The following is a 14,556-nucleotide window of genomic DNA, read 5'->3' as shown; positions in this document are numbered from 1 at the left end:
AGGCCGCCCTAGCGCCAAACATAAGGAAGTGAAGTGCGCCAACCGCTGCCGGAAGATCCATTCCGAGGGTGCGAGGGCCATCGAGGCCACTGGTGACCGCTTTGGCGGAATCGGTGTCTAGGCTTTCCACAACGGTGCCCGCAACACCATAAAGAGCGGTCCCCGGCACCCATGATGGTCGCCGGACCGTCGATCTTCTCCACGAGCGGCGCCAACCGTCCACCGAAAACCTTTGGATGGGCCAGCATGCTCAGAGCTCCTTCGGCAGCGGTTGCCTCGGTTTTGATCGAAGTACCAACAGTCGCGATCTTCTGGGACAGAGTCAGCGCCTCTCCGCCGGCGCGCATGAGCTGAGGCGCCTTGAAAGCTCCCTTGAGCACTACTCCGAGTGCCGGGACCATCCCCAGGAAATCCCCAGCAACTCCGAGAGCGTTGCTCCAGAAATCGATATCCAGCTCGCCCTTGCCGAAGCCGTCCCCCAGAGACGCCCGAACCTCGGGGTCGCTCAGTCGCAGCCCAAGGGCAGTAGCACTCAACAGACCAGCCGCCAAAAAGAGCGCCCACGGCGCGATGGCCGTCAGCCCCAGAAGTGCGATCACGCCAAGTATCGCCGCGCATGCACTGAGAATGTCCGGCAGATTGTCGCCCAGCCAATCCGTGAACTTGTCCCACGCACCAGGTTCGTGCGGAGCCAGTTTCGTCGTGGCGTCGCCGATCTTTCCGGCGCGGTACCGGGCCCTTTGCTCGTGCTCCTCGGCGAGCTTCTTCGCCTGACCGATGATCTTGTCGAGGTCGGCCTGGGCCTCCTCCACCGCGGTATTCGCGTGGGTGAGCGCCTTCTGAGCGTCATCGTGGCGGGCGCCCTTCTCGTCCAGGTCGGGCGCCTTCCCCGCCTTGCTCGCACGGCCCTTCGCCGCGTCCAGAACTGCCTGGGCGTCCTTTGCGTCCTTTTCCAGGCGTTGGGCGCGACGCTGGAAGTCCTCGAGTTCTCCCTCCCAGCGATCCAATTGCCTGGAGGCCTTGCGGATCGAGTGCGCGGCGTTCTTGAGGTTCAGAGGCAGCGTCCCGCCGTCCAGCTCCTCGCGAAAGGCGACAGCGGCGTCACCCTTCCAATAACTGCCGTCCATCAACTTGGTGACCAGGTCGTGGCTTTCCTCCAGGACCTTGGCGCAGTTCACAAGTTTCTTGCGCAGATCACGGACGGTGTCCGGGTTGCCCGGCGTGGGATTGAAGCCCAAGTGCGCGTAGTCGGGATTCGCGACGTGGCGGCCGGACTGGAGTCCTTGCGGCTTGTCGAGATCCGTGGTGTACCGGATCGGCAGCAGTGCCCGGACGGCCGGAGCCAGAGGTGTCAGTCACGTGGAACCCGCCGACCCCGCCTTGCCGTTCCGGGCCTTCTTCAGCGCCTCTTCCAGCGCCTTGTCCACCTCGTTGTAGCTGTCCTTGCTCTGCCCGATGATCTTCGCGAGGTCCTCGGTCTGCTCACCGATCTGCTCGGTGCCGTACTTCCAGTCCTCCTGGAAGCTCTCGCACGCAGCATCAAGGTCGTCCGTACCCAGTCCGGTCACTGAAGCGTCGCTCAGCGCCTTGTGCAGCCCCTTCAAGGAGCTGCCCGACTTCTTCAACAACCTCATGAAGTGCGCGAGCTCATCGTCGTCGACGGCCAGCCGCTCCGCCATGCAGCCGCTCCCTCTCCACGCTCCTTGCCGCTTCTTCGAGTAAGTGACTCTATCCGTTCCGCTTACATGCGGACGGAGCGGCCACCCACACGGGTGGCCGCTCGCGGGCCGGAGCTGTGACTCGGCTCAGCGGTTGACGGATTGGATCTCCTGGACGACGACGTTCTGCTCCCCGCCGAAAGAACCGTCCGGCAGCCGCTGTTCGCCGGCGACGCCTGTACCGGTCCAGTGGATCTTCCAGGTGACCGTCGCCCTGAGCTGGTACGACCCATCGCCCGACGACCGTAGATACTTCACGCCGCAGGACGGGTTCTCATTGGCTTTGCCCTTGGCGTACGGCTCACCGATTCGTCCGTTCTGGATCTGACACACGCCCGAGGCGGGGTAAGTCTCGGCGTCCGTGGTGCCAGGCTCGATCTTCACCGATACGGGTTCGGCCGTTGTGGTCGCCTGGATGCCGAGGAGTGGAACGGAGGCCGTCACCGACACGGGCTTGAACTCCGCCGCGTCCAGCCACGCCCACGTAGGTAGATTCACCTTTGTGTTCGCCTGCGGGGCGAGATTCATCTTCGTGGCAGGGACGCGCACTTCGGCGTAGGCAAGCTGCGCGAGGACCTCGGTAGTGATGGCCTGCGGGATGTCGGCCGGCGGATCGTCGTTCTCGTCCACCCAGAAGATGGGCTTGTCACAGTCAAGCGCCCCCGGGTCCCCCTCCCGGCCGGGCGTGACGTAGAAGTCCCACCAGTAGCCCTTGCCGGTCTTGTCCTTGTTGAAGTCCTTGTAGGGATGCCCATTGACGTAGCGGTCGCGCTGCTTGGCGTCCCACTCATAGCCCGTCGAACCGGCCTCCCAGATCGGCTCGAGGTACTTCTTCAGCTGATCCGGGGTGTACTTCGGAGCGTAGTAGCAAGCCGGCGGGGTCCAGGTCGTCGAAGACGTCACCGGACCTGCCGCCTGGCCCGAGCCGTTGCGGGAACGGTCGAAGACGACGACTCCTGCGGTCGACGACAGAGTGCCGTCGCCGTCCGAGCCACCGTGGGCGTCCTTCTTCGGAGGAGGCATCTGCGATCCGCCGCCAATGACGTTGTCCGCCTGGGCGGGGGCTCCGCACAACAGCATCGAACCGATCGCCAGGGGCACGATCAAAGCCCGGAAAGCTGGTCTCAGGGCTGGCACCTGTCGCTCCCCCTCTGGGAAAGGATCTTCTCGATGACCCACACACCCTTGTCGTTCTTCTGCAGCAGGGTGTTGTAGAGCACGTAGCTGTTCTTGGATGTAGGCGTTTTGTTGATCTTCTTGTTCTTCAGGTACATGTCGTAGGCCTTGCTCTGGTCTTCGCAGTACACGAGCGACCCACTGCCTTCACCCTTGACATTGACCACGGGGTCGTAGAAGCGATACGCGCCCGTGACACGCGCTTTGGCCTTGACATATGCCTGAATGAACGTCTGCGTACCTGCGGCTGCCTCGCCCTCGTAGTAGTACATGTATGCCTTGTCGAGAGCGTTCTGGTTGACGATCGCCAGGTCCACTGCCTTGATGGACTGTTCGCTGTCGGCCAGGATCGCGTCCTTCTCCTTGTCCCCTGTCTTGGGCCAGTCGAAGGTGTAGGAGAGGTCCGAGGGCAGTTCGATGTTCGGCCGGCCAGCGGAGCCCGCAGCGCTCGGAGAGGGAGAGGGCGACGCCTTGTCCCCGGTGTCCGCTCCCGCGATCTTGTCGTTGTCCTTGCCCTTGGAGCTGTCATCGCTCCCGCACGCGGACAGCGTCAGGGCCGCTGCGGCGGTCAGCGTGAGCGCTGCGAGGAGGGTGGGGCGGCGGGTCACGGTCGGCTCCCGGGAGGTGGCGAGGGCTTCTCTTGAGCGAACCAAAGCTATACAGCGGGGTGCGGCCGCACCAGGGTGAAGGTTGTCAACTCACGGGGCGTATGGGGAGGAATTGGTTATTCGTCGTCACTTTCACGTCGTAACGGTTGCATAACGTGCCCAGAGGAGGCACCAACAGCCGTGCTGCTCGGGGCGTTTCAGTCAGGAATCAGCAAAGGGCATGGGTCCTTGGGCCCATGTGAGGGGCGGTCGGTACGGATACGTTCGGCGCGGAGCTGCCAGCAGGTGGTGGCACGGTCGGAGGGGGTCCGGATGGGGCGGCGTTGGCGGGACGGGCGTGGGGAGCTGGTCGTGCACGGGGGTGACGGGGAGCCGTCGCTCAGGGTGCCGCTGGAGATCGCCGGCTCCTACCGGGCCCGCACGAAGGGGCTGTTGGGGCGGGACTCCATCGACGGGGCGATCCTGCTCTCCCCCGCCAACAGCGTGCACACCTTTCGTATGCGCATGCCCATCGATGTCGCCTATCTCGATCGGCGTCTTCGCGTCATCGCCGTGCGGACCATGCGGCCGGGGCTGCTGGGGATGCCTCGGTTGCGGGCCCGGCATGTGGTGGAGGCCGGGGCCGGGGTGATGGGTGAGTGGGGGGTGCGGGAAGGAACGCGGGTGGAGGTCGTCGGGCCGGTGGAGTGAGGTGAGTGGCCTCGTTCGAAGGGCTCGGGTGGTGCTGTCAGGGGCTCGGCCGACTCCACCGTCCATTCGGCGAAGCGACCGGGTTCCGGGGCTCATAGCCGGCCGATCAAAGGCGCACCCAGCGGTCGCATGGGATGGAGTCGCTTCTATGAGTACCGACTTGTATGGATGGCTGGAGTGCAGGCATGAGCCCAGGCGCTACAGCGCTGGAGACGTTCCATGGGAGGCCTTCTCCGAACTACGGCACCTTTATTGGGCCCGGGATTACATGTCGTTGTCAGCACTCTTCGACGTCCGGAGTGTGGAGCCTGTCAAAGCTCTCTTTCCTGACCGCGGAGTGCCTGTGGATGTCTCGGACAGGGCACGGAAAGATGTGGACGAAATCAAGGGTCACAGTCATTCGTGGTTCTCCGGGCGTGAACTGTCGACTGTCGACTGGAACGCCCCCTGCACCGACGGCCCTTCTCGGTACTGGGTCCGCCGCTGGTCCCGTGCCGATGAGGGATCCCTCGTGCCCGAGGGACTGACCGTGCTCCCGGATGAGCTGTACGACTCGGCCGGCGCCACGTTCGGAGAAGTCAACATCGCTCCCTCCCGGTGGCCCGCCGGCAGAGAGCTTCCCCTCGGCAACGAGGTGTACCGACCTGTCTCCCCTGCCTACCGCGACCTGATACCGGCCGACGGACCGTGGCAACCTGTGTGGAATGTGATGGGCACGCTGGCGGAACTCCATGGTGAGGACAACGTCCGCCTCGTCGTCTGGTTCGGCGGCTGAAGGGAGACCTGGGGGCACCGGTCGTGCGTCACGCGGTGACGGCTTCCGAGCCGTCACCGTCCTTCTCGTCTTCGTCTCGGCCTACTGTCATTCCATCCCTGGACGCCTGAGCCGTCGTCAACCGAACCAGACGACCAGACGTACGTTGTCGTCCCCGTGCTCGTCTGCGAGGTCCCGCATCGCATTCCAGACGCGGGACCAGGGTGCCTGGTCCGGAGGAGCGAGCATCCGCGCTGTGAGAATCACAGGGCGGTACACGGCGCCGTCTAGGTGGACCTCGCCGCCCTGCGGCCATTCCGCTGGGCTGTACACATGAGGGAACGCTCCACACCCCTGTCCCGCCGAAGTTGAAGAGACACACCAGCGCCTCGTGGTCCCGCCCCAATTGCAGGTCCAGAAGGTCGACCGCCATCATCCAGCGTCCGTCGGCCGAGCCCTCCAAGGGCGTGCCGCGCTCCTTCTCGTCGTCGTGGGCTCACCATGGAACATGCCTTGGACGCCGACACCACCACCAGCGCTCGGCCTCCTCGTCGTTCCCGGGCTCGGTGCATGCACGGAAGATGCCGTCCAATCGCGTCACAGCGGATCGCAGGTTGTCGGCGTATACGTCGTCGACCTCGTGCACGAGACGCGCCAAAGTGTCCCGGGCCTCCAGATCACGTCGGAAGAGGTCTTCCCGGTACCGGCCAGAAGGGCTCCAGTCGGACTCCAATCGGCGCACCAGCCTCTCCCACACGTGCAGGCTGTAGTGGACACGTCCTTCGACGCTCCCCGCCGTGTCCGTCGGATACGTGGCCAGGAAGGCATCGGTGAGAGGCGTCCTGATGGGCTCGTGTTCGAGAGCTTCGGGGAGCCACTCCACCTTCGCACCAGGGAGATCGGCCACCTTCTCCTCCACCGCGTCGACCCGGTATCTCGTGTCCTCGTCGGAGTCGATCGCCTCCAGTCGGCATCTCACGACGCGTCCATCCGGCACCGCGACCCAGTATGCGGAGCCCAGGTCGATGTCCATCGAGGGGTAGAGGACCGAGGTCGTCGTACGGATCGCGAGCCCTTGCGCCAAGTCCGCCTCACCAAGAGCTCCGGCCGTCTCGTCCTCGACGTAGATGTCGAGCTCCTGCGCCAGGTCACCGGGCGGCAGCACGCGGTACGTGCACAGAACAGGTGAGTCCCAGCGACGCGCTTCCTGGTCTCCGTCCGTGTCGGCGACGTCGACCGCTTCGTGCGTCACGGCCAGCAACTGAGCCAGCGCCCCGCGGAGCCGCGACGCATCTGTCTCCGCGACGGTGAAAAGATTCGCGATCACTTGTACGTCCCGTCATATACCTGCTTGGCCTTCGCGATCTTGTCCGGATTGTTGACGAACTTCGGATCGCGCTGCAGTTGCTGTGACTTACTGAGATCACCTTTGTTCCGCACGATCTCCTTCAGAGCAGCGTATTCAATGCGGTCCATGTCGACCAAGCCAGGGCCGGAGACCGGAAAGACGGTTCCGGTGTCCTCCACTCGATACGTCCGTCCGTTGATCTCGTACGTGTTCTTGTCCGGCAGCAGCTTGGCACGCCCCTTCGCTATTGCCTCGATGTCCGCGCGGACCAGATCCTCGTTACCTCGGAGGATGACCGTGTTGCGTTCCTTGACCTGACCGCTGCCCGCTCCGCCCACGGTGTGCCGCTTGTTGGGGAACCTCAGCTTCTTCCCAGCCGCCGGACCGGGAACATCGTCTGTGGCCTGCCACTCGGTGGTCGGCTTATTGCTGGTGTTCTTGTTCTCAACCTCGTCAGCGGCCTTGTCCGCCTCGTCCGCTTGCTCGCGGGCCTCCTTCGCCTGTTCCTTGGCCTCCTCGTCGCAGCCGCCCTCCGCGAGGATGACGTACGGGGAGTCGGACGGGCCGGCGGCCAGGATCGTGGTGCCTGTGCCGGAGGAGCCGGTGAGGAGGCTGGTGATGAACCCGGGTGGGTTGCCGCCGTATGGGATCCGGCGGGCCGGCGCTGCGATGGTGCAACCGGAGTCGCGGGCCTGCTTCTCGGCCGCGTCCGCCGCCTCGTCGGCATCCTTCGCCGCCTTCCGAGCGCCCTCGGCATCGCCCGCCTCGGCGGCCTTGCGCGCCTTCTCCGCCGCGTCGGACGCCTTGTCGAGGGCTTCACCGACCTCGGCCAGCTTCTTGAACTTGGTGAACTTCGTGATGGTCTTCGGGCTGAGGATGCCGACGACGTTGACCACGGTGTTGCCGATGGAGGCACCGTAGTTGCCCTTCTCCCAGTTCTCCTTGTCGACCAGCGTGTCGGTCGCCAGGTCGGAGACGAAATCCTCGGGCGAATTGACCCAGCCCCATACGGAGGAGACGTACTCCCCCTTGTCCCACTTCTCGCCCAGCTCGTCGGACTTGTCGCCCCACCAGTCGGTGGTGTAGCCCTTCAAGCCGTTCCAGGTGTCCTTGACCGAGCCGACCGGGTCGCTGACGACGTCCATGGTGTCGGCCAGGAAGCTTTTGGTGGGCGCTACGAAGAAGCCCCGGACATGGTCCATGAACGTCCTGTCGTGGCGTTCCTGGTCATGTACGTCATCCCAGAGGGACTTGTCCTCGAACGGGCCCGGAGCGAGCGGGATCGTGTCGTTCGGGCCCGCGCCCTCGTAGGTGATGATCTGGGCCGACGCGGGGATGTCGCTGCCGCCCGTGTCACCGAGGCCCGTGCCGTCGCGGGATTCCGTGCCGCCGTCGGTTACCGTGCCGCCGCCGGCTTCGGTGTCTCCGCCGACTTCCGTGCCTCCCTGGCCGCCCGCACTGCCCTGGGTGCCCGACCCGCCTTGGGGTCCCGAGTCGCCCTGAGCGCCCGCATCGCCGCTCGCGCCCGCGCCGCCGTCCGGGCCCGCGCCGTTGCCGCCGTCGGCGCCGGCGTCCGCATCGCCCTGGTGGGCGGCGTCGTTGTCCCCGGCCGCCCCCGTCTCCGTACCGTCGCCCTGCGGAGCGGGGCAGGACGTGCCCGTCACCGAGCAGACCGCCGACTGGATGCCGTCGGCGATACGCCCGCCGAGGCCGCCCACGGAGAGCGCGACGATGATGGCCGCGACCACCGCGATGAGCCCCGCGTACTCCACCGCGGTCTGGCCCTCGTCCCGTCGCCAGCGGATCATTCTTTCCAGGCTGAACGGCCGCCGCTCCTCCCTGTCCTGGGGAGCGCTCTCGAACCACTCACGCGACCGGGCCCGGCGCAACAGCACGATGACGGCCACCGGCATCGCCGCCTGCGTGATGCCCCGCAGATCACCGTGCAACAGCGTGCCGAACGACAGCCACACGATCCAGGCCTGTACGGCGATCAGTGCGCGGCTCGTCCACACCCCGCCCCGCCACAGGCGCCGGGCCAGGTAGATCCCGGCCACGCTGGGCAGCGAGTCGTACACCAGGATTCCGAAGATCTCCCCGGAGTAGTACGTCACCACCGACAGCACGGTGATCACGTACAGCGCCGTCAGCGCGAACTGCACCCACAGCAGTACCTGCGCCCAGCCCAGCTCCCTCGGCAACGGCGAACGCCGAACCCAGGACGGGCTGTTCTGTGCACCCCCCGTCCCGTGCGGGGGTATCCGGTCACCGGCAGGAGACATGCGCGACCTCAGCTCAGCTCGATAAACGGCCGTTCAGGACGGATACCGAGCCGAGGCTAAGGAACGTCGATCACTCTCACATGGGCCCGTGGCCCCAACCCTGGGCCCATTTGCGGTGACTCAACTCTCGGTGCGCGGAAAGGAGACCTCGACGCGGCGGTTCTTCTTGCGGCCGGTCTCCGAGGAGTTGTCGGCGATGGGGTACTGCTCGCCGTAGCCGCGGACCTCGTACGTGACGTCGGAGTCGGTCAGTTCCTGGTCGAGGACGTTCTGTACGGCGTCGGCGCGCCTCTTGGAGAGGACGTCGCCGTGGGCGGAGGAGCCGAGGTTGTCCGTGAAGCCGAAGACGCGGATCTTCGTCGCGTTCTGCTTCTTGATCTCCGCGGCGATCGCGGAGATACGGGCCTTTGCCTCGCCGCTGAGTTTCGCGCTGTCCTTGCCGAAGAGGACCTCGGCCTGGAGGGCGAACTTGACGTCGGCGTTGGTGTCTTCCCGGCGTTCGTCCCCGCTTTGGTCTTCTACAACCTGTTTGATGTCGAGGACTTTGGCAGTGGCCAGAGTGGCGCCCTCGGGGAGCTTCAGGTCCGGGTCGTTCGAGTCGACCTTGACGGGCGCTTCGGCGGAGGGTTCGGTTCCTGGGGGCACACTGGGGCCGTCGTCGGCGTGGGCGCTCACCGCAGCGTTGAGGTGGGTGGTGACCACGAGGGCAGCGACAGTAACGATCAAGGAAAGGCGCTGCGCTGTCAGGCGGCCCGAGGTTGGTGTAATGGTCACAGCTCGCCTCACCCAGAGATCTTGACGAGCGCGCTAGGGAACAGCGGCAGTTGGAAGGTGACTTCGGTCGTGCTCGCCGGAGGCGCGGGGAACTGCAGGAACACGGCCATGGACTCCCCGGCCTTCAATGCGGAGAAGCCGGTGGTCGTCAAAGGGCGCCCATCTGTGTCACGCAGCACGTAGTACCGCTTTTTACCCTTCGAGTCGACGAGCGTGGCGCCACCGAACGACCTGCCATTGTTGATGATCTCGGTTTCGTTGCCACTCAGCTCGGCCGGGATCGTGACGATCTCGGAGCCGTCGTTCTTCAAGTTGCCGTTCACAGTGACGAACCCACCGGAATCACGCTCAACGGAGTTGATCTGGAGGAGGAGGCCGCTCGGTCCCTTTACTTCGGCCAAGGGCTTACTGTCCTGCCCCTCCTGAGCACTCGGCTTGGATCCACTGGCTTTGGAGCTGGACGCCGAGGGCTTCGGCTTCTCGTCATCGCCCCCACCGCCTCCACAGCCGGCCACAGCCATTCCGGCCGCGACGGTCAAGGCGACCGCCCCCCTGCGGACCTTCGTAGTGAACCGAATGCTCATTACTCTGCTTCCTTCAACTCGTCGTTCGCTGTCAGTCGGCCAGATGGACGTCGAAGAGGTCCTCGGGTTTCGGGAGATTCTCAGGAGGATCACCCGGCTTCAGATCCCAGTTCTTCCCGTCTTCGCAGAAAAGCCGGGGCAGCTCGTTCTCGGGCGCATCTTCAGCAAGCGGGTCGAACGTACAGCGCTTCTCGATCACGGCGGTGGCGGACGCACTCGATCGTTGGTCTGCTGTGCCGGGGATGACCGACTCGCCGACGGGCTTGTTGGTCTCGACCTCGACCCTGAACCCGAGAAGGCCATCCGGTGCGCAGCCGAGCACTCGGGCGTCGTTCGACTGGGCGAGCTGATGTGCCCGCCTGCACGAGTCTCCGGTTGCTTCGGCGTCGCCGTTGAAGATGTCCCCCCACTTCGCCGGATCGAGTACGTCGTTCAGCCACGCACCGGCGAGTAGGTCCCGCCTGTCCTGCGCCGCAGCAAGAGCTGCCGCGTCCGCGGCCGTCTGGGCGCCGTTCCGATTGACCGCGGCCTGGCCGACCGCAAAGTACGCGAACGCGAGGAAGAGCAGGCTCCCCACCACAGTGATGTAGATGGGGAATGCCTGCCCTGCGTCGCTGTACCGGCGCGGTCGGATCAAGGAGCGACCTTGTTGATCTGCGTGGTCAGCTTGTTGACGATCGTCTGACCGATGTTCGTCGAGGCGATCAGAACCACGATCGCGACGACCACCGCGATGATGCCGAGGTACTCGACCGCCGTCTGCCCCTTGTCGTCGGCGCGGCGCTGAATCGCCTCGACCGTCGTGTTCTTCCAGCCGTTCACACGAACCTTGGTCGCGACGGCGGTCTTCAGCATCAGGTCGCTCATGGTGTTCCCCTCCGGGTTCGGCTGTGTCGTTTTCGACACGAGGAACGTACGGCGGGACGCCCTGTTCGCCAGAGGGCCCCAGGGCCCAATTCCGGGCCCAATCGCTCGGGCCCAACGGGGTGTTCTCCCATCGCGTCACCGGAGGTCACCCCAGTCCCCGACGTGAGTCCGGCGCCGTACCGAGCCACTGGGCCACGGCCTCGCCACGGCTGACGCTGTGGAGCTTGGCGAAGATGCGGTTGATGTGGTTCTTGACGGTCTTTTCGCTGATGAAGCACGTGGCGGCGATCTGCTGGTTGTTCATGCCGGACGCGATGAGGTCCATGATCTCCGCCTCCCTCGTGCTCAGTCGGAACCGCGACCTGTCGGGAGCGGCCGGACGGCCACTCGTCCACTCAGACGAAGACTGTCCCACATGCGGTTGCATTTGCGAAAGGTTTTCTGAAGAAGTGGGTGCCGACGGGGCTGACGGGGGCATGAAATGCGCTGGCAGTGCAGGGTTCTGAGGTTGACTATGCGATTTTGCGGAAGTGGGAATTCCGTATGCAGTCGCACTCGATGACCCACCCAGACCTTCCGGCAGGGGCGGGGCCGGCGTCTGGTCCCGGCGGAGTTGGGCCAGCAACGCGCCCGCCGCCGTGGGCGTGAAGTGGGCCCGGCCCTCCTTGATGTCCCGTACGGCGTCGACCAGCTGGTCGGCCGTGAACTCGCCGTGGACCAGGTAGCCGCCCGCTCCCCGGCGCAGGGCCTCCTGGACGATCTCGGACTCCCTGCTGTAGGTCAGCATCACCACCGGCGCGATCCGTACGAGGTAGGGCAGGGCCGAGATGCCGTCCACGCCGGGCATGCGGACGTCCAGGAGGACGACGTCGGGGCGGTGCTGCTGGGCGGCGTCGTAGGCCTGGCGACCGTCGGTGGCCTCCGCCACGACCTCGATGTCCGGGCGGCCGGAGAGCAGGGCGGTGAGGCCGGCCCGGACGACCGGGTTGTCGTCCGCCACGACGACCCGCAGGCGACGGACCGGCTGCGCCGGTTGCGGAAGGTCGGCGAACGGGTGGTGCGGTGGCGGCTGCGGGGCGCCGGTGGGGTGAGGCGTCTGGTCCGGCATCGGGGGCCTCCTCTCGGGTCGTGGGGTCATGCGGTGGGGGTGGTCAGGGCGGCCAGGGGGAGTTCCAGGCGGACCTCCGTGCCCTGGGAGCGGCCGCCGCGGCCTATGCGGATGCGGGCACCGACCGAGGCGGCGCGTTCGACCATGCCGACCAGGCCGAAGTGGCCCGCTCGGCGGAGTTGTTCGAGGGTGGTGCCCGGCGGGAGGCCGCGGCCGTCGTCGTAGACGCTGATGCGGAGCAGGTCGCCGTGGACGCCCGCGCTGACGTCGACGCGGGTGGGGTGGGCGTGGCGGTGGGCGTTCTCCATGGCTTCCGAGGCGATGGTGAGAAGTTGGCGGGCGACGGCCGGGGGGACGGGGGGTACGGCGTGAGCGCCGGTGGGGCGGTAGACCGCCGGGAGGCCGGTGCGGGTGCTGAAGTCGCGGGTACGGGCTGCCAGTTCGACCAGGACGTCCGTGGCCTGGGACGGGTCCGATTCGCGGCGCAGGTCGGCCAGGAGCTCCCGGGATTCCGCGGCGGCCCGGCGGGCCGAACGGGCGACCAGTGCGGCCTGCCAGCTCACCAGGGCCGGGTCCATGCGGTCGGCGTTCGCCGAGGTGGTCAGGCCGTCGGCGGCCAGGGCCACGCCGTGCAGGGTCTTCGCGACCGAGTCGTGCATCTCGCGGGCGAGGCGGGCTCGTTCGGCGCTGACCGCTTCCGTCACGGCGAGACGGGCCTGGACGGTGGTGAGGGCCTGGGTGGCCGCGCCGAAGCGGAGCATGAGGTTGCGGAGGCTGGAGCCGACGGCTCCGGCGATGACGCAGAGGCCGGGCAGGAGGGACGACTCGGCGATGCCGGCGTGTACACCGGGCGATGTCGCGTGGACCAGCAGGAGGACCAGTGACTGCAGCGACGCGAAGACGGCTGCGCCGCGCCAGCCGTAGACGAGGCCTGCGAGCAGAGGCGTGCACACGCTGACGTACGCCAACGTGGTGTCCGGACCTGCGGAGATCAGCAGCAAGGAGCCGAAGAGGGTGTCGAGGGCCAGCAGGGAAGGATGGCGAAGGAGTAAGGGCCCGAAGCGCTCCCAGTCCCTGAAGAGGACGTACGAGGCCATGAAGGTGACGACCACTGCGATGCCGACCAGGCGGGTGCCCAGCCCTGGACTGGCGTTGACGAGGGCCGCGGGTGCTGCCAGGGCGATCATCGCCAGGCGGAAGCCGAAAACCTGTCGGCACAGTGCCTGGAGAGCATTGATCTGGATGGGAATGGTGGCGGTGTCCGGTGTCGCTGTCAGTGCTGCGGGCCATGGGGAAGGTTGAGCGCCATCGGCGGCGTCCTCGCCCTGGGGACCCGTGGCCGGGTCGCCGCCGCGCCCCGCCGTCGTCGTCCGTCCAGCCGGCGCTGCATCACCGGTCTGCGCGGGTGCCACGGCCTGGGTCGGCCGCTCGAGATCCGGCGCCTCGGACCGATGGCCCCCTTCCCTTCTCTCCCCCCGGATCCGTACGGTCCGCTCGACTTTGACCTCGCCTCCAGCCTCCGGCCGCCGGGCGGCCGCCGAGGCGAGCCCTGTGGCCACGGAGGTGTCCGCACGGACCCAGCCCGGCGGGAGTGCGGGCGTCGCGGACGTCACTGGGATGTCGGGCGCACCCGTCCTCACGTGGGCCGGGAGGACCGTGCCTGCCGGTGGAGTGGTGATCTCCGGCGTCTTCGGGCGGCGGCGCAGCAGTTTGGTGCGTTCCGATGTCGTCGACATGCCATCGCCCCCGTCCTACTCGCCTGTGATGGAGCTGAAGTCCGTGCCTGAGCCGAGCAGCATCCCCGCGCCGAGGAGGATCATCGTGGCCGGAACCATGAAGGTCGTGATCATCAGGGTTGCCTTGGGTACCGCGCGCGCGGCCTTGCGACGGGCGTTCTGCGCATCCGTGCGACGCATGTCTTTCGCGAGCGCGACGAGCGTGTCCACGATCGGCGCGCCCAGTTCCTCGCCCTGTTGAAGCGCCGTCACGAACATGGCCACTTGTTCCGAGTCATTGCGCCGGCGCAGTTCGTCGAAGGCTTGGCGCCGGCTCACACCGAGATCCATCTGACGCAGGGTGATCCGGAGCTCGTCGGCCCAAGGACCCTCGTACTTGGACGCCACCCGATCGAGCGCTTGGCGGAAGCCCAGCCCTGCGCTGACGACGACCGCGAGCACGTCCAGGAAGTCCGGCAGCGTCCGCTCGATCGCGTCCTTGCGGATGCGGATCGCGGACCAGATCCCGACATCGGCCCAGAAGACGGCGAAGGCGAACATCAGGAGCGCGGCGAAGAGACTGCCCTTGGTCAGCGCGATGAGGCCGCCCAGGCAGCCGATCACCCCGTACACAGCGCGCCTGGCCGCGTACCGGTCGATCGTGAGGCCTCCGGGATTACCCGCGAGGTCGATCTTTCGCCGGTACTTCGCGACCCGTTTTGGTCCCATCCACCGCAGCACGGAGGGCGCGTACCGCATGCCGAGCCGGTCGACGAGCGACCCTACGGCGTTGGTGCGGGATCCACCGATCTCCAGAGCCACCGCCAGGTCGCCGGGGAGCTGCGCCTCCGCTCGGTACATGCGGATACCGGCGAAGGCGCCCCACACGCTGAGTCCCATGACGAGTGCCAGCACAAGTCCCATGTGGCGCT

General features: G+C 66.5%; 15 protein-coding genes. 2 read left to right on the top strand and 13 right to left on the bottom strand.

Annotated elements, in window-relative coordinates; all coding sequences use genetic code 11:
- Window positions 1-8 precede the first annotated feature (8 nt).
- The 4 genes from ABTX60_RS05080 to ABTX60_RS05065 all read right to left on the bottom strand — a co-directional run bounded on the left by ABTX60_RS05080 (window position 9) and on the right by ABTX60_RS05065 (window position 3,502).
- Complete coding sequence (locus ABTX60_RS05080) at window positions 9-1,238, bottom strand: hypothetical protein (protein ID WP_352095674.1); 1,230 nt, start codon at window positions 1,236-1,238, stop codon at window positions 9-11.
- Window positions 1,239-1,355: 117 nt separating this feature from the next.
- On the bottom strand, window positions 1,356-1,679 hold the full coding sequence (locus ABTX60_RS05075; protein ID WP_352095673.1) for a DUF6317 family protein: 324 nt from the start codon (window positions 1,677-1,679) through the stop codon (window positions 1,356-1,358).
- A 126-nt stretch (window positions 1,680-1,805) separates the two neighbouring features.
- A complete protein-coding gene (locus ABTX60_RS05070; protein WP_352095814.1) occupies window positions 1,806-2,798 on the bottom strand; it encodes a hypothetical protein in 993 nt (330 codons plus the stop codon).
- 44 nt (window positions 2,799-2,842) lie between these two features.
- A complete protein-coding gene (locus tag ABTX60_RS05065) occupies window positions 2,843-3,502 on the bottom strand; it encodes a hypothetical protein (RefSeq protein WP_352095672.1) in 660 nt (219 codons plus the stop codon).
- 312 nt (window positions 3,503-3,814) lie between these two features.
- Between ABTX60_RS05065 and ABTX60_RS05060 the strand changes: the two genes are divergently transcribed.
- Window positions 3,815-4,192: a DUF192 domain-containing protein gene (locus ABTX60_RS05060; RefSeq protein ID WP_352095671.1), complete on the top strand. Its 378-nt coding sequence runs from the start codon at window positions 3,815-3,817 to the stop codon at window positions 4,190-4,192.
- A 148-nt stretch (window positions 4,193-4,340) separates the two neighbouring features.
- Complete coding sequence (locus ABTX60_RS05055) at window positions 4,341-4,967, top strand: hypothetical protein (RefSeq protein WP_352095670.1); 627 nt, start codon at window positions 4,341-4,343, stop codon at window positions 4,965-4,967.
- Window positions 4,968-5,442: 475 nt separating this feature from the next.
- On the opposite strand, the gene ABTX60_RS05050 is transcribed toward ABTX60_RS05055, so the two are convergent.
- From ABTX60_RS05050 to ABTX60_RS05010, 9 genes are all read right to left on the bottom strand, one after another.
- Window positions 5,443-6,273, bottom strand: coding sequence for a hypothetical protein (locus ABTX60_RS05050; RefSeq protein WP_352095669.1), 831 nt, complete (start codon window positions 6,271-6,273; stop codon window positions 5,443-5,445).
- On the bottom strand, window positions 6,270-8,495 hold the full coding sequence (locus tag ABTX60_RS05045; RefSeq protein WP_352095668.1) for a hypothetical protein: 2,226 nt from the start codon (window positions 8,493-8,495) through the stop codon (window positions 6,270-6,272). Before ABTX60_RS05045 ends, ABTX60_RS05050 begins: the two co-directional genes overlap by 4 nt.
- Before the next feature lie 201 nt (window positions 8,496-8,696).
- On the bottom strand, window positions 8,697-9,278 hold the full coding sequence (locus ABTX60_RS05040) for an OmpA family protein (protein ID WP_352095667.1): 582 nt from the start codon (window positions 9,276-9,278) through the stop codon (window positions 8,697-8,699).
- A gap of 80 nt (window positions 9,279-9,358) precedes the next feature.
- Window positions 9,359-9,934: a hypothetical protein gene (locus ABTX60_RS05035; RefSeq protein ID WP_352095666.1), complete on the bottom strand. Its 576-nt coding sequence runs from the start codon at window positions 9,932-9,934 to the stop codon at window positions 9,359-9,361.
- 31 nt (window positions 9,935-9,965) lie between these two features.
- Window positions 9,966-10,571 carry a pilus assembly protein TadG-related protein gene (locus ABTX60_RS05030; RefSeq protein WP_502992273.1) on the bottom strand — a complete coding sequence of 202 codons (606 nt, stop codon included), beginning with the start codon at window positions 10,569-10,571 and terminating at the stop codon, window positions 9,966-9,968.
- Window positions 10,568-10,801, bottom strand: coding sequence for a Flp family type IVb pilin (locus tag ABTX60_RS05025; protein ID WP_352095665.1), 234 nt, complete (start codon window positions 10,799-10,801; stop codon window positions 10,568-10,570). The genes ABTX60_RS05030 and ABTX60_RS05025 overlap by 4 nt, the downstream gene beginning before the upstream one ends.
- Window positions 10,802-10,946: 145 nt before the next feature.
- Window positions 10,947-11,909 carry a response regulator gene (locus ABTX60_RS05020; RefSeq protein ID WP_352095664.1) on the bottom strand — a complete coding sequence of 321 codons (963 nt, stop codon included), beginning with the start codon at window positions 11,907-11,909 and terminating at the stop codon, window positions 10,947-10,949.
- Between the two features lie 26 nt (window positions 11,910-11,935).
- Entirely contained in the window at window positions 11,936-13,645 is a 1,710-nt protein-coding gene (locus ABTX60_RS05015; RefSeq protein ID WP_352095663.1) for a sensor histidine kinase, read from the bottom strand.
- A 15-nt stretch (window positions 13,646-13,660) separates the two neighbouring features.
- The gene (locus ABTX60_RS05010) at window positions 13,661-14,548 is read right to left on the bottom strand and encodes a DUF5936 domain-containing protein (protein ID WP_352095662.1); all 888 of its coding nucleotides are present in this window, start codon (window positions 14,546-14,548) and stop codon (window positions 13,661-13,663) included.
- Window positions 14,549-14,556: the final 8 nt, after the last annotated feature.

The sequence above is a fragment of the Streptomyces sp. NPDC126510 genome (assembly GCF_040302345.1).
Classification (GTDB): Bacteria; Actinomycetota; Actinomycetes; order Streptomycetales; family Streptomycetaceae; genus Streptomyces.
Note: the sequence above shows the minus strand (reverse complement) of the source record. Positions and strands in the feature narration are given on the sequence as shown.

Bases quoted from the DNA above. Each gene is read 5' to 3' on its own strand.
- ABTX60_RS05075 (WP_352095673.1), bottom strand. From the start codon at position 1,679: ATGGCGGAGCGGCTGGCCGTCGACGACGATGAGCTCGCGCACTTCATG.
- ABTX60_RS05070 (WP_352095814.1), bottom strand. From the start codon at position 2,798: ATGCTGTTGTGCGGAGCCCCCGCCCAGGCGGACAACGTCATTGGCGGC.
- ABTX60_RS05060 (WP_352095671.1), top strand. From the start codon at position 3,815: ATGGGGCGGCGTTGGCGGGACGGGCGTGGGGAGCTGGTCGTGCACGGG.
- ABTX60_RS05055 (WP_352095670.1), top strand. From the start codon at position 4,341: ATGAGTACCGACTTGTATGGATGGCTGGAGTGCAGGCATGAGCCCAGG.
- ABTX60_RS05035 (WP_352095666.1), bottom strand. From the start codon at position 9,934: ATGAGCATTCGGTTCACTACGAAGGTCCGCAGGGGGGCGGTCGCCTTG.
- ABTX60_RS05025 (WP_352095665.1), bottom strand. From the start codon at position 10,801: ATGAGCGACCTGATGCTGAAGACCGCCGTCGCGACCAAGGTTCGTGTG.
- ABTX60_RS05020 (WP_352095664.1), bottom strand. From the start codon at position 11,909: ATGCCGGACCAGACGCCTCACCCCACCGGCGCCCCGCAGCCGCCACCG.
- ABTX60_RS05015 (WP_352095663.1), bottom strand. From the start codon at position 13,645: ATGTCGACGACATCGGAACGCACCAAACTGCTGCGCCGCCGCCCGAAG.
- ABTX60_RS05010 (WP_352095662.1), bottom strand. From the start codon at position 14,548: ATGGGACTTGTGCTGGCACTCGTCATGGGACTCAGCGTGTGGGGCGCC.